The sequence below is a fragment of the Zoogloea oryzae genome (assembly GCF_030161255.1).
GTDB lineage: Bacteria > Pseudomonadota > Gammaproteobacteria > Burkholderiales > Rhodocyclaceae > Zoogloea > Zoogloea oryzae.
Map to the genome: position 1 here is coordinate 73,171 of NZ_BSPX01000007.1, position 23,922 is coordinate 97,092.

Genomic DNA, 23,922 nt, shown 5'->3' on the forward strand with positions numbered 1-23,922 from the left:
ACTTTTCCGACTGAATTGCTCAACTATTTTTGCGAGACCACGATGGACGTCCAACAAATCATCGACGAACAAGTCAAATCCCACCCGGTCGTGCTGTACATGAAGGGCTCGCCCTCCATGCCCCGCTGCGGCTTCTCCGCCACCGCCGTGCAGATCCTGCAGGCTTGCGGCGCGAAGGAGATCTTTGCGGTGGACGTGCTGGCCGACGAAGGCATCCGCCAGGGCATCAAGGAATACGCCAACTGGCCGACCATCCCGCAGCTCTACATCAACGGCGAGTTTGTCGGCGGCTCTGACATCATGCGCGAGATGTACCAGTCGGGCGAACTCCAGCAGATGCTGGCCGCCTGAGCGGGTTTTCGCTCATGTAAAAAAAGCGGCTCAGGCCGCTTTTTTTACGTCTGCCGGCAGCGCAACCTGCTCGGTGCTGAGGGGGTGGGTTTCCTGTCTGGCGGGAAGGACCGCCTTGTGGGCCAGATGGTAGGCCAGGAGCAGCGGTGGCATCCGCAGCCAGTGGGCGCGGATGTACAGGCTGCGCCGGGCCAGCGGGGTGAGGGCGTCGGCGGTGCTGGGGTGCTGGGGGCGCAGCACGCGGGCGTACATGGCATCGAGCAGTTGCTGGCCGAGTCCGCCTTCGAGGCAGCGGGTGCGGGCCTGGACGCGCTCCGGCAGCGGGGTGTCGAGCATCCGGTGGCAGTAGCGCAGGGCGAGGCGCAGCGGGCCGGCGAGCTGGAGCTGTTCGGCCCGATGGACCAGCACGTCCCAGGCGGCGGGGTCGCGGGCCAGGTGGCGCAGCAGCAGGTCGAGGTCGGTGAGGTCGCGCAGCAGGTTGTCCGGTTCGCCCTCGTGGAAGAGGTGGGATGCGCTGTGCAGGATCAGATCCGGCAGTGACAGGGTGCTCACGCCGGGGAGGTCGGGCAGCGGCACCGCGGCTTCGATGAGCAGCTTGGCGTCCGGCTTGAGGCGTGCGGTGGGCGGCAGGATGGTGTGGTGCACGTCGAGGGCCGAGCCGCGGAAGACGTGGCGCATCGCCGGCAGTTCGTGCATCCAGCGGCGGTAGTAGCGCTGGTCGTAGTCGTCGGTGGCGCTGCTGATCCAGCCCTTGAGCTGGAGCGCCGATTCGGCGTCGGCCAGGCGCGCCTTGGGCAGCAGGATGTCCACGTCCGAGAACAGCCGGCCCTGGGCGGCGGGCAGGCCCCCGGCCACGTAGGCGGCGCCCTTCAGCAGGATGACCGGGATGCCCAGGGGTTCGAGGGCTTCGCGCAGGAAGCGGGCTTCGCGGCGGATCGCGTGGCGCTGCTCGCCGGCCATCTGGGCGCCGGACAGCAGGTGGTTGCGCGGGCGCTCGGGGATGTCATCCTCGACGCCGGCGGCCTGCAGGCGCAGGTAGAGCCGGCCGAGCAGGTTGGCGTGGCGGGCCTGGCGGACGAGCAGATCCCATTGCGAGGGGCCGAGCCGGCGGACCGACTGGGGATCACGGTAGGCCTGGAGGAGCAGGTTCATCGGGCGTCCTCAGCAGCAAGGCGGTCGAACACCGCGATGGCGTCGTCGAGGCGGCTGTATTCGAAGCTGTAGTTGCGGCAGTTGTCGATGACGCGGCCCACGGTGTCGAAGCCCTTGGGGCCCAGCACGTGGTAGTTCATCGCGTTGTCGGCGAGCTGCATGAAGGCCGCACCGCTGCCCATCGGAGTGAGCACGGCCTCGCTGCCGGCGCGGTAGCGGGGCAGCACCATCCAGGCGGGATCGGCCCACTCGCCGACGGCTTCGACGCTGGCCCGGGTGGGCGCCATCAGGGCCACGGTGCCCTTGGTGGTGTCGCGCACGGGCTGGGTGAGAAAGGCGTCCGGCGCGTAGGCGCGGATGATGTCGATGGAGGCGTTCTTGAGATTGACCGGCCGGGCGAGGCCCATGATCTGGCCGGTGTCGAGCCGGATCAGGGTGAGTTCGTCCGACAGCAGGCGCCAGCCCCGATTGACCAGCGCGGCGCACAGGGTGCTCTTGCCTGAGCCCGGGGGCGCCGGCAGGATCGCGGCCCGGTTGCCGCGGGCGACGGCGGCGGCGTGGATCACCAGAATGTGATGGCAGTAGGCCGTGACGCACCAGTTGAGGCCCCACTCGAGCATCGGCAGGGCCTGGGCGCGGGGCAGCGGCGTGAAGGGCTCGACGGCATCGACCACGAAGCGGGCCTGGGGCCTGACCCAGCGGCGCACGCCGTGGCCGGGCTGCACGGCGACGTGGAAGTCGGTGAAATCCGACGCGTCGGCCAGGGGGTGGTGGGCGTAGAGCCGGGCGAGCTCGTCGGCGATCTCGGGGATGCCGCTCTGGAGGCGGCAGTTGAACGGGCCGGCGGCGAGCCGGATGCCGTCGCCCGTCAGCCGCTGGCGGAACTCGGCGGGGGACAGGTCACGGATTCTCAAGGCGGGGGCTCGACTGGGCTCGGATGAGGCGCGCGCCGAGCAGTGCCTCAAGGGCAACGGCGACGAATTCGCGACAGGCTTCAGGGGCGGCTTCGGGTTCTTCGCGCAGCACGGCGGCGACGAGGTCGTCGGCGTTCAGGCTGTGGCCGGGGACGGCCAACTGGTCGAGCACGAAGCGGGTGACCGGGGCGAGCAGTAGGGTCTCGCCAGCGGATGGGTCGTAACGGACCCATCCTTCATCCACTTCTTTCCAACGTACTTCGGCCAGGCCCTCGAACAGGGTTTCAGAGGCGATGTACTGGGCGCCGGCCGAAAGCAAGACTCGATGCAGGGTCAGGCGTTGAGGACGTAATCCAGGTACTGCTTGACCTGGGGCTTGTCCCACGAGACGCTGGGCACGCTCGGGTTCGGATGCCAGGAGCCGCCGACCACGCCTTCGTTCCACATGGCGATGGCCTGGGCGGCGGTGAACAGCGGGCTGCCGGCCTTGGCGCTGAGCCAGGCGGCGACGATCTGCCGTTCGAGGGGGGCGTCGCCCGCAGTGTCGGTGCCGGTGATGATGGCGCGGATGGTTTCGGTGCGACCGGCGGAGGCGGTGAACACGCTGCCGAAGGTCTTGTTGTCGAGGTCGTCGACGGTCGGCGGGTTGGCGGCCGCGTAGGCCTGCCAGAAGGTCACGCCGTTCATCTTCGGGGCGCAGGGGGCGGTGCCGTTCTGGCTCAGGTTGCCGGACGCGGAAAAACCGGACGGCTGCTTGCATTCGGCGGCCAGCGCGGGAACGCTCTTCAGGGCCATCAGCAGCGGCGCACCGGCCAGGCCGGTCTGGATGAGCTTGCGGCGATTGGCCTTGGGCGTCTGGCCGTCGTTGCTGGGTTGCAGCTCGGCAGATTTTTCGGGGTGTTCCAGATTCATCCTAAACCTCGTTCAACTGGCGCCATGACAGGCGTGATTTATTTGCAGTATATGCAGGCCCGCCAGTCACGAGTGTGACGTGGGTCCGCTTTTTGGTCGGATTAGGTAAAGCAAGTTTCATTCCGTTTCCCCCTTTGGGGAGTATGGTCATGATTTTTAAGGGTATAAAAAGGCACGACGAAATCGGGGGCGGAAAACGGCGGGGGCGTGTAAAAAATGCCGACAAAATCCGTTCTGCCGCGCCTGTGGCGCGACGGTGCGGGTTCAGACGTTGGCGATGCGGCTGTTGGCGAGGGACAGGCGGCTGGCCAGGACTTCGAGGAATCCCTTGTAGAAGTGCATCTGGCACAGGCTGGTGGCCCGCAGCAGGGCGGGGGCGCGGATGGTCAGGATGCGCGTCTCGCTGATGGTTTCGACCGAGGCGGTGCGGGCGCCACGCCCGGCCGCGAAGAGCGCCATCTCGCCGAAGCAGTCGCCGGGGCTGAGGGTGTTGAGCAGGTGCCCCTTCTTGACGATGCGCATGGCGCCTTCGACGACGAAGCAGAAGTAGTTGCCGGGCTCGCCTTCCTTCATCACCACCGAATCGGGCGGGAACTGCCGCCATTCGGCGAAGCGGACGATCTCCCAGATTTCGACGTCGGTGAACTCGCGGAAGAAGCGGAAGGCGCGCAGGCGCTCGAACTTCTCGCTGTCGGGCATCTCGTGGGGGGCGGTGGTGAGGCCGCGGTTGCGGTAAGCCTGGGCGAGGTCGTGGGAGAACTCGAGCCACGTGGCGTAGCGCCCGGCCACGTCGCGGCTCATGGCCTTGCAGACGATGGCGTCGAGTTCGGGCGGGATCTCGGGGCGGATGCTCGACGGGGGCGGCGGCGTCTCGTGGACGATCTGGTAGATCAGGCCGACGTTGCTGCTGCTCTCGAAAGGCAGGCGGCCGGTGAGGAGCTGGTACATCACCACACCAAGGGAGTAGATGTCGGTGCGGTGGTCGAGGGGCTGTTCGCGCACCTGCTCGGGCGACATGTAGGCCGGCGAGCCGAGGGTGGTGAGCTGGGTGGTTTCGGTGGCGGTGAAGATGGCCGCGCCGAAATCGGAGATCTTGATGTCCTGGCCTTCGGGCGAGACCAGCAGGATGTTGGCCGGCTTGATGTCCCGATGGGTGACACCGTGCAGGTAGGCGTAATCGAGCGCCCGGGTGCACTTGAAGATGATCTCGACGAGGCGTTCGGAGGGCAGCAGGTGGTCGGGCTGGGTGAAGGCTTCGAGGGTGCCGCCGGGGACGTATTCCATCACCACGTAGGCGTCGCGCTCGTCGATCACCGCGTCGTGGATCTGGATGATGTGGGGGTGCTGCAGCTTGCCCGCGAGGGAGGCCTCGTTGAGCAGCATGTGGTGGTAGAGGGTCGTGTGGTCGGTGACCCGCAGCATCTCGGGGTGAAGCTGCTTGATGGCCACCTCCCGCTGGGCGAAAGGATCGTAGCCGAGATAGACGTTGCTGGTCGCCCCCGCGCCCAGCAGCCGCCGCACCTCGTATTTGCCGATCCTTTCCATGCCCGTCTCCTCCTCAGCCGAGTCGCTGTCGCGCCCGGGCGATCGCGGCGCGCACCTGCACGGGAGCGGTGCCGCCGATGTGGTTGCGGGATGCCAGCGAACCTTCGACCGTCAACACTTGGAACACGTCGTCGGCCAGGCGTTCGACCGCGCCGGGCACGTGGGCCATGGCGGCCTGCAGCTCGGCCAGCGGGATCTGGGGGAGATCCACGCCCTTGGCGTCGGCGGCGCGCACGGCGAGCGCCACGGCCTCGTGGGCGTCGCGGAAGGGCAGGCCCTTCTTGACGAGGTAGTCGGCCAGATCGGTGGCGGTGGCGTAGCCCTGGGTGAGGGCGGCCTGCATCGCGTCGCGCTTCACGCGGACGTTGAAGACCTTCTCGCCGGTGGTGGCATCAACGCGGCTGCCCATCATGTCGGCGTAGATGCGCAGGGTGTCGATGGCGGTGTCGGCGGAGTCGAACAGCGGCTCCTTGTCTTCCTGGTTGTCCTTGTTGTAGGCCAGGGGCTGGCCCTTCATCAGGGTGAGCAGGGAGATCAGGTTGCCGTTGGCGCGGCCGGTCTTGCCGCGGACGAGCTCGGGCACGTCCGGGTTCTTCTTTTGCGGCATGATCGAGCTGCCGGTGCAGAAGCGGTCGGCGAGATCGATGAAGCCGACCCGCGGGCTCATCCACAGGATCAGCTCTTCCGACAGGCGCGACAGGTGCGTCATGAGCAGCGACACGGCGGCGCAGAATTCGATGCCGAAGTCGCGATCGGAGACGGCATCCAGCGAGTTGAAGCAGACTTCCTCGAAGCCCAGCAGCTCGGCGACGTATTCGCGGTCGATCGGGTAGGTGGTGCCGGCCAGCGCGGCGGAGCCCAGCGGCAGGCGATTGACGCGCTTGCGGCAGTCGGCGAAGCGCTCGGCGTCGCGGCGGGTCATCTCGTAGTAGGCCATCAGGTGGTGGCCGAAGGTGACCGGCTGGGCAACCTGCAGGTGGGTGAAGCCCGGCAGCGGGGTGTCGGCGTGGTGCTCGGCGAGGTCGAGCACCGCCAGCTGGAATTCGCGGATCAGGCCGAGGATGGTGTCGATGGCGTCGCGCAGCCACAGGCGGATGTCGGTGGCGACCTGGTCGTTGCGGCTGCGGCCGGTGTGCAGGCGCTTGCCGGCGTCGCCCACGAGGGCGGTGAGGCGCTTCTCGATGTTGAGGTGGACGTCCTCGTCGTCGAGGTTCCAGTTGAACTCGCCGCGTTCGATCTCGCCGGCGATCTGGGCCATGCCGCGTTCGATGTCGGCGAGATCCTGGGCGCCGATGATGCCCTGGCGGGCCAGCATGGTGGCGTGGGCGATCGAGCCGCGGATATCCTGCGCGGCCATGCGGTTGTCGAAGAAGACGCTGGCGGTGTAACGCTTGACGAGCTCGGAGACGGGTTCGGAGAAGCGACCGGACCAGGCCTTGGCGGCGCCGTCCTGCGGTACGGATTGATCTGCCATAATTGAAAATGCTCTCTGCGATAAAGGGGGGCTATCTGCGGCGAGAATCCCGTGGATTCAAGCTGTTGGCCCGGATTTCGATTCATGAGTATAAAGCAAAAAGCGCGCCCCGCCGGTCGAAGCCGGTATCCGGCGAGCCTGCCTGATTTTCGCAACCTAGGCGTCGTGCTGCGCACGGTGGTGCTGGTCAATGCCCTCGGGCTGGCCGCGGTGCTCGTGCGCAACGATCAGATCGAGGCCTTGTTCGGCGAATTCCTCGACATGGCGGTGAGGGTCGAGTTTCCGCTGATTCTCTCGGTGGCGGCCTTGTTCCTGCTCAAGCCGCTGCTGCATCGGCTGCCCTACGCGGGCGGCGTGGCGGTGGTGATGCTGCTGGTGGCGGGCGTTGCGCTGCTGAGCGGCAGCCTGCTGGCGCCGGTCGAGGTGGACGAGGGGCCGCGGCCGCTGGTGTGGTCGCTGGTGGTGGGGGCGATCGTGCTGATCTATTTCCATCTGCGCGGCGCGGCGCTGGCGCCGGTGCTGGCCGAGGCGCGTCTGCTTGCGCTCACCGCGCGCATCCGGCCGCACTTCCTGTTCAACAGCCTGAACGGCGTGCTGGGCGTGCTCCGGCGCGATCCGCGGCGGGCCGAGGAGGGGCTGGAGGAGCTCGCCGATCTGTTCCGCGCGCTGATGCAGGACAACCGGGAGCTGGTGCCGCTTTCCGACGAGATCGCCCTGTGCGAGCGCTACCTCAACCTCGAGCGTCTGCGCCTGGGTGACCGCCTGCAGGTGGATTGGCAGCGCGACACCTCGGCGGGCGCCGCGCTGGTGCCGCCCCTGCTGCTCCAGCCGCTGATCGAGAACGCCGTCTATCACGGCATCGAGCCCGGCGCGGCGCCGGGCACGGTTTCGATTACCATCGCGCGGCGCGGGGCGGAGGTGTTCATCACCATCGCCAACCCGCTGCTCGACGCCGAAAGCCACCACGCGGGCAACCGCATGGCCCTGGACAACATCCGCGAACGACTGATGCTTTTCTACGACCTCGAAGCCACCCTCGATACCGAGCAGGATGCCGACGCCTTCCGCGTGCGCATCCGCCTGCCTTTCCGGAGTACGCCATGAGCGAGCCGGCCGACCACGCCTTCGCCCCGCTTTCGGTGCTGATCGTCGACGACGAGGCGCCGGCCCGGGAGCGGCTCCAGGATCTGCTCGGCGACATCGCCGACACCCAGCCCACCCGCGTCGCCGGGACGGCGGGCAATGGCGTCGAGGCCCTGGCGATCCTCGAGAAGGAGCCGGTCGACCTGATCCTCACCGACATCCAGATGCCGGTGATGGCCGGCATCGAGCTGGCCCGCCACGTGGGGCGTCTGGAGCACCCGCCGGCGGTGATCTTCACCACCGCCTACGACGAATACGCGGTGCGCGCCTTCGAACTGGCCGCGGTGGATTACCTGCTCAAGCCGGTGCGCGCCGGGCGGCTCGCCGAAGCCATCGCCAAGGCCCGCCGCCTGCGTCCGCCGGCCGACGAGGTGCTGCGCCGGATCGCGCCCACCACCCGCAGCCATTTCAGCGTCAGCGAGCGCGGGCGCATCCTGCTGGTGCCGGTGGCCGACGTGCTCTACCTCAAGGCCGAGCAGAAATACGTGGTGGCCCGCAGCCTGGAGCGGGAATACCTGCTGGACGAATCCCTGGTGCAACTGGAAGAGGAGTTCCCCGGCCGTTTCCTGCGCATCCACCGCAACTGCCTGATCGCCCGGGACGCCGTTCGCGGCGTGGCCCGGGCCACCACCGGCGTGGATGGCGAAGCCCACTGGGTGATCCTCCTCGAGGGTTTGCCGGAGCAGTTGCCGGTGAGCCGCCGCCAGTGGCCGGCAGTGAAGGACGCGCTGGGCGTCTGAGCCTTCGGGCTGACAACAATGTCACGGACGCCCGCCGATTGCCGGGCGTCATGATCGTTAAAGACTGTAAATTCCCCGTTCGCATATGATGCTGGAGCGGTGGAGTGGGGCGGTCCTTTTCGATCTATCTTGACCTGATACGGGTTTCGGCGGCGTTTCTGGTCTATCTGTACCACTCGAACCAGCGTTTCCTGAGCGAAACCGAGCTTCCTTTCAGTGGCTACGGCCACAGTGCGGTGGTGGTGTTCTTCGTGTTGTCGGGGTTCGTCATCCGCCACGTCACCGACACCAAGGAGACGCACTGGCCGGATTACGCCGCCAGTCGCATCGCCCGCATCTTCTCGGTCACCGTGCCGGCGATCTTCCTCACCTTGATCTGCGACGCCATTGGCCGCGCCGTCGAGCCGGCGATCTACGCGCACAGCGCGTCCGGCCAGGTGCTGGCGCGGGTCGTGCTGAGCCTGCTGCTGCTCAACGAGGTGTGGCTGATGTCGGTGATGAGCTTCTCGAACCTGCCGTTCTGGTCGATCTGCGTGGAGTTCTGGTACTACGCCGCCTTTGCGCTGGTGGTCTTCCTGCCCCGGCGCAAAGGCTGGCTGGCGGCGGCGCTGCTGGCGATTGCGCTGGGGCCGAAGTTCATCCTGCTGGCGCCGATCTGGTGCTCGGGCGTCGTGCTGTACCGCTGGCGCTGGCCGCGACGGCTGGGCCGGCGGTCGTCCCTCGCGCTGGTGGCGCTGAGCCTGGTCGGCATCTGGCAGTTCCACGCCCGGGGGATCGACGCCTGGAGCTGTGACTGGCTCAAGGCCACGCTGGGGCAGGATCGGGCCCAGTACCTCGGCTTTGCCAACTACGTGGTCGGCGACTACCTGCTGGCCATGCTGGTGTGCATGAACTTCGCCGGCATGCGCAATCTGCTGGCCGGGGCGGGTGGCTGGCTGATTGCCGTGGAGCGCCCGGTGCGTCTGCTCGCCGCCTGCACCTTCACGCTTTACCTGCTGCACATGCCGCTGTTCCTCATGTGGAGCGCGGTCGTGGGTGGCAATCCGGCGCGGCCGTGGTACTGGCTGACGGTGACCGGCCTGATGCTGGCGAGCGTGGTGCTGATCAGCCGCCAGACCGAGGCGCAGCGTTACCGGCTGCGTGGCTGGCTGCTCGGGCTTTTCGAGCGGCGCGGCGTGGCGATGGCCTGATTCCGGGGCGGGAACGTCCGCTTTCGCGGGTGTTCCAACATGGGCTCCCGTACAATCGCGCCCCATGGAAAACCCCGGCACCGCCCCCTCCCTGCTCTCGTACCCCCGCTACCGGCCCGAGCTCACGCCAGCGCCTTTCCTGCCCATGAGCCGGGCGGAAATGGACGCCCTGGGCTGGGACGAGTGCGACATCATCGTCGTCACCGGCGACGCCTACATCGACCACCCGAGCTTCGGCATGGCGCTGGTGGGGCGCGCCCTCGAAGCCCAGGGCTTCCGCGTCGGCATCATCAGCCAGCCCGACTGGCACTCGGCCGACGCCTTCCGGGCGCTCGGCAAACCGCGCCTGTTCTACGGCATCACCGCCGGGAACATGGATTCGATGATCAACCGCTACACCGCGGATCGCAAACCCCGCTCCGACGACGCCTACACGCCCGGCGCCGAGCCCGACAAGCGCCCGGATCGCGCCGTGGTGGTCTATGCCCAGCGCGCCCGCGAGGCCTACCCCGACGCCAACATCGTGATCGGCTCCATCGAGGCCAGCCTGCGCCGGATCGCCCATTACGACCACTGGTCCGAGAAGGTGCGCCGCTCGGTGCTGCCCGATTCCAAGGCCGACCTGCTGGTGTTCGGCTCGGGTGAGCGCGCGGTGATCGCCCTCGCCCACCGCCTCGCCGCCGGCGAGCCGATCGAACAGATCCGCGACCTGCGCGGCACGGCCTTCATGGTCAAGCCTGGCTGGCGGCCGGAGGGCTTCGTCGAGGTGGACTCCATCGCCATCGACCGCCCCGGCCCCGTCGAGCCGCACCCCGATCCCTACGCCATGGAGCCCCAGCAGACGGCGCCCGCCGCCGATGGCGCCCAGCCGGTGCGCATCATCCCGGCTGCCGAGCGCGTCGCCGCCCGCAAGGCCGATCGCGCGAAGCAGGTGATCCGCCTGCCGGCCTACGAAGTGGTGAAGGACGACCGGGTGATGTACGCCCACGCGTCGCGCACCTTCCACCTCGAATCCAACCCCGGCAACGCCCGCGCGATGGTCCAGGCCCACGGCGTCGGACCCGGCTGCCGCGACGTGTGGCTCAACCCGCCGCCGATCCCGCTGACCACCGAGGAGATGGACTGGGTCTTCGGCCAGCCCTACGCGCGCCGCCCGCACCCGGCCTACGGCGAGGCGCGCATCCCGGCCTGGGACATGATCCGTTTCTCGATCAACATCATGCGCGGCTGCTTTGGCGGCTGCACCTTCTGCTCGATCACCGAGCACGAGGGCCGCATCATCCAGAGCCGCTCCGAGGCGTCGATCCTCAAGGAGATCGAGGAAATCCGCGACAAGACACCGGGCTTCACCGGCACCATCTCCGATCTGGGCGGCCCCACCGCCAACATGTACCGCATGGCCTGCAAGGACCCGAAGATCGAGTCGTCGTGCCGTCGGCTGTCGTGCGTGTTCCCGGGCATCTGCGAAAACCTCGGCACCGACCACGGTCCGCTGGTGCGCCTGTACCGCAAGGCGCGGGCGATCCCGGGTGTGAAGAAAGTGCTGATCGGCTCCGGCCTGCGCTACGACCTCGCGGTGCGCTCGCCCGAATACGTGAAGGAGCTCGTCACCCACCATGTGGGCGGCCTGCTCAAGATCGCCCCGGAGCACACCGAGGACGGCCCGCTCGGCAAGATGATGAAGCCGGGCATCGGCACCTATGACCGCTTCAAGGAGATGTTCGAGCGCTTCTCGAAGGAGGCCGGCAAGAAGCAGCATCTGATCCCGTACTTCATCGCCGCCCACCCGGGCACCAGCGACGAGGACATGGTCAACCTGGCCCTGTGGCTCAAGTCCAACAACTTCAAGCTCGATCAGGTGCAGACCTTCCTGCCCACGCCGATGGCCATGGCCACCACCATGTATCACTCGGGCAAGAACCCGCTGCGCAAGGTGTCGGCGGATTCCGAGGCGGTGGATACGCCCAAGTCCGGCCGCCAGCGCCGGCTGCACAAGGCGCTGCTGCGCTACCACGATCCGGAAGGCTGGCCGCTGATCCGCGAGGCCCTGCGGGCGATGGGCCGGTCCGACCTGATCGGCACGGCGCCGCGCCATCTGGTGCCCCGCGACCAGCCGGTGGTGCTCGACCGGAGCGGCGGCAACCCCGGCGGTGGCCCGCGTCGCACCGGCAAGGCCGCCAGCCCGGTGGGCGCGCGGCGGGCGCCGCCACCCCGCCGCGGCGGAAAGCCGACGCGATAAGGTAAATTTGTGCGTCGCAGCGCCAGGGCTGCACGGGGCGCACTCCCCTGTCGCCGGTATCATCCGGCCACCCATGTCGGGTGGGTTCTCGCATGTGTGCGGTAGGCAACATAAGCCGGCATCCACGGCGCGTGACGGTTTCATTTGTCGATGAAGTGTTGTTACGCTCACGCAGGCGGACACCTCATGTCCATTAATAACGGGTGGTGAAAGAGTGGAAAAGCTGGTCTATAGCCCGAGTCTCTCCGGACGGCTCGCCTCGCTGATCGATGTGGGTTTCGGAACGTTCCGCGGCTTCGTGCGGCTTGTTCTGGGCGAGCTCGAGTTTCTCGGCGGACGTCTCGGCCCCTTCGTGCAGATTCGCCCGAAGGCGGTGAAGCGGCTGGTCTTCGTGTGCCTGGGCAACATCAACCGCAGCGCCTTTGGCCACGTGGTGGCCGAGGGCATGGGCGCCCGGGTGGCGTCGCTGGGGCTGTCCACCACCACCGGTGCGCCGGCCTTCGAGAAGGCCGTTGCCGCGGCGCCGGTGTATGGCTTTGACCTCACCGCCCACCGGGCCACCAACTTCACCGATTTCAAATACCAGCCCGGCGACCTGCTGCTGGCGATGGAAGTGCGCCACGCCCACGAGTTGATCCGCCGCGGCATCCCCGCCGACGCCATCGCCCTGCTGGGGCATTGGTCGCGTCCCCACCGCATCCACATCCACGATCCGCACCTGCACACCGACCAGTATTTCCGGACCTGCTTCGCGATCATCCACTCCGCCGTGGCCAACCTGATCGAGGAGCTGCGCGAGGGGGAAAGCCCATGCCTGACCCGGTAAAGGTCTATCTGACCTTCGACATCGAAGTCTGGTGCGGAGGCTGGAAGGATCTCGACGCGAAGTTTCCGGCGAGCTTCGAGCGCTACGTGTACGGCCGCTCGTCGGCCGGCGACTACGCGCTGCCGAAAACCCTCGAGATCCTCGACCGTAACGGCCTGAAAGGCGTGTTCTTCGTCGAGCCGCTGTTTGCCGCCCGGTTTGGCGTCGAACATCTGGCGACCATCGTCGACCTGATCCGCGCGGGCGGGCACGACGTTCAGCTGCACCTTCACCCGGAATGGTCGGACGAGCTGCGGCCGCTGCCGTTTCCCGGCGCCAACCGCAAGCGCCAGCATCTGGCCTATTACACGCTCGAAGAGCAGACCATCCTGATCCGCAAGGGGCTCGACCTGATGGCCCAGGTCGGTTGCCACCCGATCGCCTTCCGCGCCGGCAGCTTTGCCGCCAGCGCCGACACCTTCCGCGCGCTCGAGGCCTGCGGGCTGGGGCTGGATTTCAGCCTCAACGAGGTGAGCGCCGACAGCGCGCCCGACCTGCGCGGGCAGGCGGATTTCATCCAGCCCAGCCTCATCGGGGCGGTCAAGAGCGTGCCGATGACGATCTTCCGCGATGGCACCGGGCGCCTGCGTCCGGCCCAGCTCGGCAGCTGCAGCGTGGCCGAACTGGAAGGTGCGCTGGAATCGACCCGCGCCCTGGGCATCGGCCATTTTGTGCTGCTGTCCCACAATTTCGAGATGCTGAAACAGGGACGCAGCAATCCGGATGGTATCGTCGTGCGCCGGTTTGAAAAATTGTGCAAACTTTTGGCGGCGCGGCGTGACGAATTTACTGTTTCGACCACGGCTATGCTGCCAACATTCAAGGCCGACCCGCAGAAGGTATCGTTGCCTTCCGTCGGCCTGCCGGCAACGCTGTGGCGTCTTGGCGAGCAGGCTGCGCGGCGTTTTATTGGCTGAGGCCGGTCACCTGACCGCCCGGCCCGCGCCTGAGCGCCTGGCCGAGCGGAACGGGCGATCTGTTGAATCCAGCCCGTGGTGTGCCATGAAACCAGCCTTTCGCCAACGTCCGGCGCGGACTTCATCTGCGCGGAGCCCTTCGTGACCGGGCCTGCGCCGCTGCTGCGTGACCGGCGGCGGGCCAGGGTCGCCCGCTACGCCCTGACCGGCGTCGGGTTGCTGGTGCTCGACATGTGTGTGTTCTTCGTGCTGGCCAGGGTCTTCATGGTGGCGCCGGCGTTCTCCCAGCTGGCGGCGCGGACGGCCGGGGCGGTGGCCGGGTTTTTCGGGCACAAGTATTTTTCGTTCGGCAACGGGGGCAAGGGCGCGGCCGTCCCCCTGCGCCAGGCGCTGCTCTACGGTCTCGTGACGGTGGTGACGATCTGCATCTCGCCGCTGGTGCTGGTGGGGCTGCTCGCGCTGATCGACAACCTTTTGGTGGCCAAGCTCGGCACCGAGGTGGTCATGGTGGCCTTCAATTACTTCTGCCTCAGTAAGGTGTTCCGATGAAGCTCGGTGCGGACAGGATCGATGTGTCGGTGGTCGTGCCGGCCTTCAACGAGGCGGAAGGGCTGCCGCGTTTCGTCGAGGCGCTCGACCGGGTGCTCGCGCCGCTGAACGTCCGCGCCGAACTGGTCATCGTCAACGACGGCTCGCGGGACACCACCGAGCGGGTGCTGGCCGACATCGCCCGGCATCGTCCGGATGTGGTGCCGGTCAATTTCTCGCGCAACTTCGGCAAGGAGGCCGCCCTGGCCGCGGGCCTGGCGGTGGCCACCGGCGAATGCGTGGTGTTCATGGACGCCGACCTCCAGCACCCGCCCGAAGCCCTGCCCGAGATGCTCGCCAAGTGGCGCGAAGGCTTCGACGTGGTGAATGGCCGCAAGCGGCGGCGAAGCCACGAGCCGGCGCTCTACCGCAAGTTCGCGGCGATCTTCAACGGGCTGATGAGCCACGCGGTGGGCGGCGACATGGCGGGGGCGAGCGATTTCAAGCTGCTCGACCGGCAGGTGGTCAACACCCTGCTGCAGTTTCCCGAGCGCAACCGGTTCTTCCGCGGCATGGTCACGTGGGTTGGCTACCGGGTCGCCGATGTGGAGTTCGACGTGCAGGAGCGCGAGATCGGCAGCACCAAGTGGTCGCTGGGCGGGTTGATCCGCTACTCCCTCGGCAATCTGCTGGCATTCTCGTCGCTGCCGCTGGTGGCGGTGGCCTACGTGGGCTTCGCCACCGTGGGCTTCGGTACCTTGCTGCTCATCCAGACGCTTTACCGTTATTTCACCGGCACCGCGGCGATCGGCTTCACCACCGTGATCGCGGTGCAGGTGATGCTGGGCGGGATGATCCTGACCGCGCTGGGGGTGATCGCGATCTACCTGGCGCGCATGTACGACGAACAGAAGCAGCGGCCGATGTTCATCATCCGCCGACCGCGTGCCCACCAGCCTCCGGGCGGCGGTAGCGAGCGACCGCCGCTGGTGATCGCCGGCGGCCGCGACTTCGGAGATGGTGAATGATCTACTCCCCTTCGGCCCCGGCGCCGATGAGCCTCCGGCAGGGCGTGATCGCCTTCTGCCTGCTCCTCGCGCTTGCGCTGGTGCTGCATTTCCCTCATTTCGGTTCGCACACTGGCGACCCGAACTTTGATTTCTACCTGCACTACCACTGGGCCAAGGAATACGCCCAGCGCTTTGCCGAGGGCTGGCTCTATCCGCGATGGACCTTCTTCGCCCGCTACGGGCTGGGCGAGCCGATCTTCGTGTTCTATTCGCCGCTGTACTACCTGCTCACCGCGCTGCTCACCCTGACGGGCCTCGGTACCTGGAACGCCATGCATGTGGTGGAGGTGTTGAGCAATGCGGTGTTCGGCTATTTCATCTACCTCACCTGCCGCCACTACACCTCGAACCGGCTGGCGCTGGTGGCGGCGTTTGCCGCCTCCGCCAACCCCTTCCTGGTGATGCTGCACTACAAGTTCCAGGGCTTCGCGTGGGCGTCGGTGGGCTATGCGGCCCACGGCATGCTGCTGTGGTCGATGTTCCGCCCCAAAGCCTCCTTCGAGCGCATCAACCTGTGGGCCGCGGCGGCCCTGGGCATCGCGGTGGTGGGCCACACCATGAGCACCCTGGTGATGCTGATCTCCTACTCGGCGGCGGTGTTCGTCGCCCCCACGGCGTGGGGCGGGGTGAGCTTTGCCGGCATCGTCCGGCGCCTGCTGGCGTGGGCCGGCACGGTGGCCATCGGGCTGGGCCTGGGCGCCTTCTACCTGCTGCCGGCGCTGGGTTCGACCTCGCTGATCAATGTTGAGGGCTGGACAGGCCCGCACATCCTGCAGGCCTTCGCGTGGCCCACCTTCTCGGCGCTGATCAACGGGGTTCAGTGGTTCTCCTTCCAGTGGCCGCTGGCGGTGCCGGTGCTGGCGCTGGTGATCGTCGAGGGCTGGTTCCTGTTCCGCCTGCGGGCCGGGGCCGGGCAGGCGGCCAATCCGTTGCTGATCCGGCTGTTCATGGTGCTGGCGGTGTCGGTGTTCTTCGCCTCGGAGCTGTCGTATCCCCTGTGGACCTTCGAATGGCCGCTGCTGCGCATCCAGCTGCCCTACCGCTTCCTGTCGGTGGGTTACGTGATGGTGATCGTCATCGGCGTGGTGGCCGCCCAGGTTGCCGGCAAGGTCGGGCGACGCGGCTGGGCGGCGGGGCTGCTGCGGTCGGTGATGGCCATCGGCGTGCTGGGCCTGCTGATCGCGGGCAAGGCCACCTATCTCGATGGCGGTCCGCTGCCGTCCACGGTGGTCAAGGACGAATACACCTTCACCCCCCTGGCCCAGTGGAAGCGCACGCCGAATGGCGGCTTCCGCTGCGATCTCGCCCCGGCCGACTGCGAGGAGCTGCCCTTCAGCGCCGGTGCGTTCCGGGGAACTTCCGAATACCTCACGCGCTTTGCGCCGCCGGCCTGGGTGGATTACGCCATCGCCGGTTTTGAAAAGGAATGTCAAAACGACGGCGCCCGCTGCGGCCCTGCGCACCACGTGGCCAACACCGTCACATGGAAAATCGATGCGCTGGCGGACACTACCGTGCATCTGCCCGTGTTTTACTTCCCGATGTGGGCGCTGGAGCGCGATGGCCAGCCGGTGCCGATGCAATACGACGCCAGAAACGGGCTGATGCAGGTGGATCTGCCTGCCGGCACCCACGAAGTGCGCCTGATCTGGACCGAAACCCCGCTTTTCGAGCGGGCCCGCTGGATTTCGATGGCATCGCTCGGCGTGTTGATTGCCCTGGCCGTTGCTGGCAGAGTGCGGCGCTGAGCCCGATCTGGGCACCTGTTTCAACGAGTATCCCGAATGACCGACAAGCAAGTCCGCCCGCCATGCTACGTGCTGGGCATCGAGACGCAGATTGGCCTGAGCCTCGTCCGTGAACTGGGCGAGGCCGGCGTGCCGGTAGTCGGCATCGCCACCGGCGACAAGGCCATCGGCCTGCAGTCCCGCTATCTCGCCCACGGCGAGATCCTCAACAAGCCGCGCACCGACGCCGGCCTGGCCGAACTGCGCGCCATCGGCGAGCGCCACGGCGCCGGCTATCTGCTCACGGTTTCGGAAGCCAACACCACCTGGCTGATCGAGAACCGCGACCGGCTCGGCGTCATCACGCCGCTGCTGCCCTCGAAGGACGCCTTTGCCATCGTGCTCGACAAGGGCCGCACCCTCGAAGCCGCCGAGGCGGTGGGGATCGACGTGCCCAAGAGCGCCAGCCCGGCCACCTGGGCCGACGTGGAGCGGGTGGCGGCGAGCTTCCCTTTCCCGGCGGTGCTCAAGTGGTCCGACCCCAACGGCGTGGCGCCGGCGCTCCACGCGGCAGGCATCGAGCTGGTGAAGGCCGAGTACGTCTATACCGCCGACGAGTTCCTGCGCGCCGCCGCGCGTTACCGGCCGGTGGAAATGTGGCCGTTAGTGCAGGAATATTGCCCCGGCGTGGGCCTCGGCCAGTTCTTCTTCATGCACGAAGGCAAGGCCGTGCGGCGCTTCCAGCACCTGCGGGTGGCCGAGTGGCCGCCTGAGGGCGGGTTCTCCAGCGTGTGCGACGGCGTGCCGCTGGACCAGTTCAAGGATCTGCAGGAGAAGTCCATCCGCCTGCTCCAGGCCATCGGCTGGGAAGGCGTGGCGATGGTCGAGTACCGCTACGACCCGGCCTCGGGCCGCGCGGTGCTGATGGAGGTGAACGGCCGCTTCTGGGGCAGCTTTCCGCTGGCGATGTACAGCGGCGCCGGCTTCGGCCTGCTGGCCTACAGCCTGCAGGGCCAGGGCGTGATGCCCAGCCTGCCGGCCCTGCGCGAGAACCTGCGCTGCCGCATGGTGGCCACCGAGATCAAGCGCCTGCGGCGCATCCTGCTGCAGCCGGGGCTGATCCGCGACCGGACCTTCCGGGTGCGTCCGGTGCATGAGGTGCTGCGCTTCGTGGGCGACTTCCTGCGCCCGTCGGTGTGCTACTACGTGTGGAACCTGAAGGACGTGAAGCCCTTCATCCGCGACGTGAGGAACGCCATCGGCGTCTGAGCGGCACCGCGACAGATCAAAGCAAAACGGCCAGGCTTGCGCGCCTGGCCGTTTTGTTTTCTGGTCTTGCGGATCGCTCGGGCACTGCGCTGCTGAAGGTGAGCTGCGCGTCGGTGGCCGCCAAGCGGGTCGATGAATCACCGGCCGGTTGCGCCCGGCGCGTCACGGCCCAGGGGGCAAGGGCGTTCCGACGCCATTGCTCAGGCCTGCGGTCACGCCGTTGACCTGGCGGCGGGGGTGATGCACCTTCCCCCTTACAAGAAAACAAGGCGGGAGACATCATGAGCATCCACCGGAAGCCCATCGGCGAACGCATCGACTGGCTCTACGATGTGGCACGCCGGTACTCGGCGGCTTACTGTGACCCGGAGGCCAGCATGGCCCGGGAGCGCCATCGGGCGCGGCATCCCACCGCCATCGCCGTGCTCAAGTGCATGGACGGACGCATCAATATCCCCATCGCCACCAACACCCCGCCTGGCATCATCCAGCCCTTCCGCAATCTGGGCGGCTTCTTCGATCTGGGGTGGCCGCACCTGGGCGAGGTGATCGAGCATTACGTCCACGACCGGGTGCGCAGCGGTCAGCGGGTGCTGATGTTCATCACCTACCACTTCTCCCGGGGCGAGCCCCATCGCTGCTGCGCCGGCTTCAACTATCACACGGACCAGGCCATCGCCCACGTGTTCGGGGTCAAGGGCCAGGTGGAGCACGTGTTCGGGCGGGGGCATGCCACGGTTTATCCCCTGGTCTGCGGTTTCGAAACCGACGAGGACGCGCTGGTGCTGCACGGGGCGGGCGGCGCAACCCTGGATGTGTCCACCCTGGGCACCGACGAAACCGAGGCCAGCCTGCGGGCGCGCCTGCAGCCCCTGTTTCCGGACATGCCGGCTGCGATGCTGGCCGATCTGGCCCGGCTGGTGGCGGGGAATGTCGCCCACGTGGCCGAGGTGCGCAAGCTTGACCGACAGCTCGACATCGAACACCGGGAGTGGATGATCTGCGTCGGGCGCGGCTTCGACTTCCTGCACGCCCCCAACCTGGCGCTGATCATCGGCCCCTACAGCCCCGATCTCGCCGACCCCATCCGCAAGGCCGGCGCGATCATCGCGTCCAACATGCACAAGGGGCGCATTCCGGACGACGGCTTCCTGCTGCTGGCGTCCTCGCCCTATCAGGACATCGGCTCGGACCGGGCCCGGGCCGAGCTGAAGGCGCGCTTCATGGCCCACTTTGCCGCCGAGGTGATCCGCCGCGATCTGCCCGATCTGGCGCCCCGGATGACGGTGCACGCGGCCGTGCTCAACTGGGCCACCCGGGGGCTGGAAGCGCTGGACTGAGCCTCGCCTCAGCGGAAGTAGTCCGGCACGAACATCTCGGGCGGCACCTCGTGGCGCACGTAGTCCGGGTGCCTCACCCGCTCGGGCAGGTCCACCAGGGCGCTTCCGGGATGTGGGCGCGTTCCAGCATGAGCTCCTTGGCTTCGGTGTATTTCTCCCAGCGGGCGCGGGATTCCAGATCCATGGGGCTCAGCTTCCACTGTTTGAGGGGGTCGTGGATGCGTGACAGGAAGCGGAAGTGCTGTTCGTCGTCGGTGATCGAGAACCCGTACTTGATCAGCTGGATGCCGGAGCGCACCAGCATGCGCTCGAACTCGGGTACCGAGCGGAAGAACGCCTCGTAGTCGTCGTCGGAGCAGAAGCCCATGACCCGCTCCACGCCCGCCCGGTTGTACCCGCTGCGGTCAAACAGCACCATCTCGCCCGCTGCGGGGAGGTGCGGAACGTAACGCTGGAAGTACTACCGGGTACGTTCCCGGTCATTGGGGGCGGGCAGGGCGACGACCCGGCACACCCGGGGGTTGAGGCGCCGGGTGATGCGCTTGATGACGCCACCCTTGCCGGCGGCGTCGCGGCCTTCGAAGAGGATCACCACCCGGTGCCGGGTGGTGGCCACCCAGTCCTGCAGTTTGACCAGCTCGCCCTGCAGGCGCAGCAGCTCCTTGAAATAGCGCCGGCGCTGCGCCTTCTCCTCGTCGGTGGGTGAGTGCGCCGTGCCGCTGCCGATCTCCTCGAAACGACGGTCGTCGAGTTCCAGTTCGAGCTCTTCGTCGTAGCTATCGAGGAGTTCGCGTTCCAGGCGACGGTGCAGGTCGCCGATTTCCTGATTGTTTATGGGGTCTCTGGTTGGCGTGTGCAAAAAAGCCGGTTGCAGGGGCTGGCCTGCACCGGCTGTATTGCACCTTGTCGACCGGGGGCCGCGCTCAGCCGCTGTTGCGCAGGCCCGCGGCCACGCCGTTGATCGACAGCAGGATGCCGCGCCGCACGCGTTCGTCCTGATGGCCTTCCCGGTAGCGGTGGAGGAGTTCGACCTGCACGTGGTTGAGCGGGTCGAGGTAGGGGAAGCGGTTGTGGATGGAGCGTTTGAGGAGCGGGTTGGCGTCGAGCAACGCCTGCTGGCCGGTGATGGTGAGCAGGGCCTGCAGGGTGTCGGCGTGCTCCTTCTCGATGCGCGGGAAGATCGCCTCGCGCAGCGCGCCGTCCTTCACCAGATCGGCGTAGCGGCTGGCGATGGCGATGTCGCTCTTGGCGAGCACCATGTCCATGTTGGAGAGCAGGGTGGCGAAGAACGACCACTCCTTGTGCATCGCCGCGAGGCGCGCCATGCCGGCCTCGCCGTGCTTCGCGATGTAGGCTTGCACCGCCGAGCCGAAGCCGTACCAGCCCGGCAGCATCAGCCGGCACTGGGCCCAGCTGAACACCCACGGGATCGCCCGCAGGTCTTCGATGGCAGTCGATTTTTTGCGCGACGCCGGGCGGCTGCCGATGTTGAGGGCGGCGATTTCCGAGATCACGGTGGATTCCCAGAAGTAGCGCTCGAAGCCGTCGGTCTCGTACACCAGGTTGCGGTAGGCCTTGAAGGCGCCATCCGAGAGCTCGTCCATCGCCTCGAGGTATTCGGGGCGCGGGGCGGGGTCGCGGGGGGCGAAGAGGGTGGCTTCCATCGTGGCGGCGGCGAGCACCTCCAGGTTGCGGCGGCCGACTTCCGGGTTGGCGTACTTGGAGGCGATGACTTCGCCCTGTTCGGTGAGGCGGATCTGGCCCTGCACGGCGCCGCCCGGCTGGGCCAGGATCGCCTGGTAGCTGGGGCCGCCGCCGCGGCCCACCGAGCCGCCGCGACCGTGGAACAGGCGCAGCCGCACCTTGTGGCGGGCGAAGGTGTCCACCAGCCCGATCTCGGCCTTGTAGAGCTCCCAGCCGGAGGTGAGGAAGCCGCCGTCCTTGTTGCTGTCGGAGTAGCCGAGCATGACTTCCTGCTCCAGCTTGCGGGATTCCAGCAGCGCCATGTAGGCGGGGATGGAGAACAGCCGATCCATCACGCCGGCGGCGTTCTGCAGGTCGCCGATGGTCTCGAAGAGCGGAATGATGTTCACGTCGAGCACGCCTTCGGCCGGGCGCAGCAGGCCGGCTTCCTTGGCGAGCACGGCGACTTCCAGCAGGTCGGAGACGTCGTCGGTCTTGGAGATGATGCAGTTGGGCACCGCTGCCTTGCCGTAGCGCAGGTGGGCGGCGCGGGCGGCGCGGAAGATCGCCAGCTCGCCGCGGGTCTCGTCGGAGTAGTCCAGCCACGGCGAGGCGAGCAGGCGCGGGGTGGCGAGCTCTTCGAGCAGCATCTCGATGCGGCCGGCTTCGTCGAGCGCCAGGTAGTCGCGGGCGGGGTCGATGGAGTTGATGAGCTCGGCCACCACGCGCTCATGCACGTCGGAGTTCTGGCGCAGGTCGATGGGCGCCAGATGGAAGCCGAACACCGACACTGCCCGGCGCAGCAGGCGCAGGCGGCCGCGGGCGAGGCTGCCCAGGCCGTTGGCGGTGAGGGAGCGGTGGATGACTTCGAGCTCGTCGGCCAGCGCGTCGGGGCTGTCGTAGGGCGCGGCGGGGGCCACCGCATGGCGCGGCGGCTGGTGGTCGAGCAGGCGCTCGAAGGTGGCGGCGAGGCGCGCATACACGCCGGTGAGGGCGCGGCGGTAGGGTTCGTCGGAGCGATGCGGCGAGCCGTCGGGCGAGGCCTCGGCGAGGCGCAGCAGGGCATCGGAAGCGCTCACCAGGCCCTGGGCGATGGAGAGCTGCGAGCCGAGGGTGTGCACCTCGTCCATGTAGTAGGTGAGCACCTTCTCGGCCTGCACGGCCAGCGCCTTCTCGAGGATCTCGGCGGTGACGAAGGGGTTGCCGTCCCGGTCGCCGCCGATCCAGCTGCCCACCTTCATGAAGTTGGGCAGCTCCAGCGCGCCCCAGCTGCGGTCGCGGGTGGCGAGGCGATCTTCGACGTTGGCGTAGAGGCGCGGCAGCTCGCGCAGGAAGGTGTAGTCGAAGTAGGACAGGCCGTTGGTCACCTCGTCCATCACCGACAGCTTCTCGGTGCGCAGCATGCGAGTCTGCCACAGGGTGAGCACCGCGCGGCGCAGGGCTTCGTCGTTGGCGTCCTGCTCTTCCGGGGTGAGCTGCATGCGGTCGCGCTCGTCGAGCAGGCGGGCGATCACCATCTGGCAGTTGAGGATGCTCTTGCGCTGGACTTCGGTCGGGTGGGCGGTGAGCACCGGCACCACGTTGGCGGTCTCGAAGAAGGCGGTGAGTTCGGCGCTGCCCATGCCGGCGTCGAAGGCTCGGGCCAGGGCGTGGGCCAGGCTGCCCTCGCGGGGCGCGGAGCCGGCGATCTGGTGGGCGCGGGAGCGGCGGATGTGGTGCTGGTCCTCGGCGATGTTGGCGAGGTGCGAGAAGTAGCTGAAGGCGCGCACCACGTCGATGGTCTGGTCGCGGGAGAGGGAATCCAGCGTGGCTTCCAGCTCGCGTCGTGCGGCGTGGTCTTCGTGGCGGCGGAAGCGGATCGAGCACTGGCGGATGGCCTCGACCAGATCGAACACGGCTTCGCCCTCCTGGGCGCGGACGGTGTCGCCGAGAATGCGGCCGAGCAGACGGATGTCGTCGCGCAGGGGGAGGTCTTTGTCGTCGCTCTTGTTGTGTTCGCTCATCGGAAATCCTGTCCAGTCGGTTGCGGTCGGCGCGGGAGGCGCAGCAGGGGGCCATGCTAGAATCGCGGCCCGGATGACCGCCATAGGTGGCAACCCTGATGCTGCACTGCAGAAGCTGCAGATTGCCGCCCAAGGCCGCCGCTGTCCATCCCCGAACCGCCCCTCAACAACCCTTGCCGAGCCCGAATACCGTGAGCGCCCCTACGCCCGACCGCATCGTCATCGCCACCCGTGAAAGCCGCCTCGCCCTGTGGCAGGCCGAGCACGTCAAGGCCCGCCTCGAAGCCCTCTACCCGTCCTGCAAGGTCGAACTGCTGGGCATGACCACCCGCGGCGACCAGATCCTCGACCGGCCGCTGGCCAAGGTGGGCGGCAAGGGCCTGTTCGTCAAGGAACTCGAAACCGCGCTCCTCGACCGCGCTGCCGACATCGCGGTGCATTCGATGAAGGACGTGCCGATGACTCTCGCGCCCGAGTTCGCGCTGGTGGCCATCGCCGAACGCGAAGTGCCGCTCGACGCCTTCGTCTCCAACAAGTACGAGAGCCTCGACGACATGCCGCCGGGCGCCGTGGTGGGCACCTCCAGCCTGCGCCGCGAATCCCAGATCCACGCCCAGTACCCGATGTTGGCCGTCACCAGCCTGCGCGGCAACCTCGACACCCGCCTGCGCAAGCTCGACGAGGGGCAGTACGACGCGATCATCCTCGCCGCCGCCGGCCTCACCCGACTCGGCCTCGCCAGCCGCATCCGCGGCACGCTGCCGTCCGAAGTGTCGCTGCCGGCCGCCGGCCAGGGCGCCCTGGGCATCGAGGCGCTGTCCGACCGGCCCGAAGTCGCCGCCTGGATCGCGCCGCTCGCC

20 protein-coding genes and 1 pseudogene are annotated in these 23,922 nt (G+C 67.7%); 13 read left to right on the plus strand and 8 right to left on the minus strand.

What is annotated here, in order from left to right:
* The first annotated feature begins 42 nt into the window (after nt 1-42).
* Nucleotides 43-351 (plus strand): Grx4 family monothiol glutaredoxin, encoded by a 309-nt coding sequence (gene grxD / locus QQK25_RS04340; RefSeq protein WP_284186838.1) that lies wholly within the window; start codon nt 43-45, stop codon nt 349-351.
* A gap of 30 nt (nt 352-381) precedes the next feature.
* On the opposite strand, the gene QQK25_RS04345 is transcribed toward grxD, so the two are convergent.
* From QQK25_RS04345 to argH, 6 genes are all read right to left on the minus strand, one after another.
* Nucleotides 382-1,503: a nucleotidyltransferase domain-containing protein gene (locus QQK25_RS04345; RefSeq protein ID WP_284186839.1), complete on the minus strand. Its 1,122-nt coding sequence runs from the start codon at nt 1,501-1,503 to the stop codon at nt 382-384.
* Nucleotides 1,500-2,417, minus strand: a complete 918-nt coding sequence (locus QQK25_RS04350; RefSeq protein ID WP_284186840.1) for an HprK-related kinase A — start codon at nt 2,415-2,417, stop codon at nt 1,500-1,502. The genes QQK25_RS04345 and QQK25_RS04350 overlap by 4 nt, the downstream gene beginning before the upstream one ends.
* Nucleotides 2,404-2,661, minus strand: a complete 258-nt coding sequence (locus QQK25_RS04355) for a hypothetical protein (protein WP_284186841.1) — start codon at nt 2,659-2,661, stop codon at nt 2,404-2,406. Before QQK25_RS04355 ends, QQK25_RS04350 begins: the two co-directional genes overlap by 14 nt.
* Nucleotides 2,662-2,750: 89 nt before the next feature.
* Nucleotides 2,751-3,329 (minus strand): hypothetical protein, encoded by a 579-nt coding sequence (locus QQK25_RS04360; RefSeq protein ID WP_284186842.1) that lies wholly within the window; start codon nt 3,327-3,329, stop codon nt 2,751-2,753.
* Nucleotides 3,330-3,593: 264 nt separating this feature from the next.
* Nucleotides 3,594-4,874, minus strand: coding sequence for a serine/threonine-protein kinase (locus QQK25_RS04365; RefSeq protein WP_284186843.1), 1,281 nt, complete (start codon nt 4,872-4,874; stop codon nt 3,594-3,596).
* Between the two features lie 13 nt (nt 4,875-4,887).
* Nucleotides 4,888-6,348: an argininosuccinate lyase gene (gene argH / locus QQK25_RS04370; protein ID WP_284186844.1), complete on the minus strand. Its 1,461-nt coding sequence runs from the start codon at nt 6,346-6,348 to the stop codon at nt 4,888-4,890.
* Between the two features lie 84 nt (nt 6,349-6,432).
* On the opposite strand from argH, the gene QQK25_RS04375 reads away from it, so the two are divergent.
* From QQK25_RS04375 to QQK25_RS04425, 11 genes are all read left to right on the plus strand, one after another.
* Entirely contained in the window at nt 6,433-7,452 is a 1,020-nt protein-coding gene (locus QQK25_RS04375; RefSeq protein ID WP_284186845.1) for a sensor histidine kinase, read from the plus strand.
* Complete coding sequence (locus tag QQK25_RS04380) at nt 7,449-8,231, plus strand: LytR/AlgR family response regulator transcription factor (protein WP_284186846.1); 783 nt, start codon at nt 7,449-7,451, stop codon at nt 8,229-8,231. Before QQK25_RS04375 ends, QQK25_RS04380 begins: the two co-directional genes overlap by 4 nt.
* A 104-nt stretch (nt 8,232-8,335) precedes the next feature.
* The gene (locus QQK25_RS04385) at nt 8,336-9,421 is read left to right on the plus strand and encodes an acyltransferase family protein (RefSeq protein WP_284186847.1); all 1,086 of its coding nucleotides are present in this window, start codon (nt 8,336-8,338) and stop codon (nt 9,419-9,421) included.
* Between the two features lie 64 nt (nt 9,422-9,485).
* Complete coding sequence (locus QQK25_RS04390; protein ID WP_498027230.1) at nt 9,486-11,660, plus strand: YgiQ family radical SAM protein; 2,175 nt, start codon at nt 9,486-9,488, stop codon at nt 11,658-11,660.
* Nucleotides 11,661-11,874: 214 nt separating this feature from the next.
* Complete coding sequence (locus QQK25_RS04395; protein ID WP_284186848.1) at nt 11,875-12,486, plus strand: arsenate reductase/protein-tyrosine-phosphatase family protein; 612 nt, start codon at nt 11,875-11,877, stop codon at nt 12,484-12,486.
* Nucleotides 12,471-13,442 (plus strand): polysaccharide deacetylase family protein, encoded by a 972-nt coding sequence (locus QQK25_RS04400; protein ID WP_284186849.1) that lies wholly within the window; start codon nt 12,471-12,473, stop codon nt 13,440-13,442. The genes QQK25_RS04395 and QQK25_RS04400 overlap by 16 nt, the downstream gene beginning before the upstream one ends.
* 141 nt (nt 13,443-13,583) lie before the next feature.
* Nucleotides 13,584-13,991: a GtrA family protein gene (locus QQK25_RS04405; protein WP_284186850.1), complete on the plus strand. Its 408-nt coding sequence runs from the start codon at nt 13,584-13,586 to the stop codon at nt 13,989-13,991.
* On the plus strand, nt 13,988-14,998 hold the full coding sequence (locus tag QQK25_RS04410) for a glycosyltransferase family 2 protein (RefSeq protein ID WP_284186851.1): 1,011 nt from the start codon (nt 13,988-13,990) through the stop codon (nt 14,996-14,998). Before QQK25_RS04405 ends, QQK25_RS04410 begins: the two co-directional genes overlap by 4 nt.
* Nucleotides 14,995-16,788, plus strand: coding sequence for a putative glycosyltransferase family protein (locus QQK25_RS04415; RefSeq protein WP_284186852.1), 1,794 nt, complete (start codon nt 14,995-14,997; stop codon nt 16,786-16,788). Before QQK25_RS04410 ends, QQK25_RS04415 begins: the two co-directional genes overlap by 4 nt.
* Nucleotides 16,789-16,824: 36 nt before the next feature.
* Entirely contained in the window at nt 16,825-18,036 is a 1,212-nt protein-coding gene (locus tag QQK25_RS04420; protein WP_284186853.1) for a carboxylate--amine ligase, read from the plus strand.
* A 281-nt stretch (nt 18,037-18,317) separates the two neighbouring features.
* Complete coding sequence (locus tag QQK25_RS04425; RefSeq protein ID WP_284186854.1) at nt 18,318-19,376, plus strand: carboxysome shell carbonic anhydrase domain-containg protein; 1,059 nt, start codon at nt 18,318-18,320, stop codon at nt 19,374-19,376.
* 91 nt (nt 19,377-19,467) lie between these two features.
* On the opposite strand, the pseudogene ppk2 reads toward QQK25_RS04425, so the two are convergent.
* Together ppk2 and ppc are read right to left on the minus strand one after the other, a co-directional pair.
* A pseudogene (gene ppk2, locus QQK25_RS04430) lies at nt 19,468-20,211 on the minus strand (polyphosphate kinase 2); the annotation flags it as partial.
* Between the two features lie 88 nt (nt 20,212-20,299).
* Nucleotides 20,300-23,062 (minus strand): phosphoenolpyruvate carboxylase, encoded by a 2,763-nt coding sequence (gene ppc / locus QQK25_RS04435; RefSeq protein ID WP_284186855.1) that lies wholly within the window; start codon nt 23,060-23,062, stop codon nt 20,300-20,302.
* Nucleotides 23,063-23,253: 191 nt separating this feature from the next.
* Here ppc and hemC point away from each other — a divergent pair.
* Nucleotides 23,254-23,922 (plus strand): hydroxymethylbilane synthase (gene hemC / locus QQK25_RS04440; protein WP_284186856.1); only part of this gene is annotated, 669 nt, incomplete at its 3' end.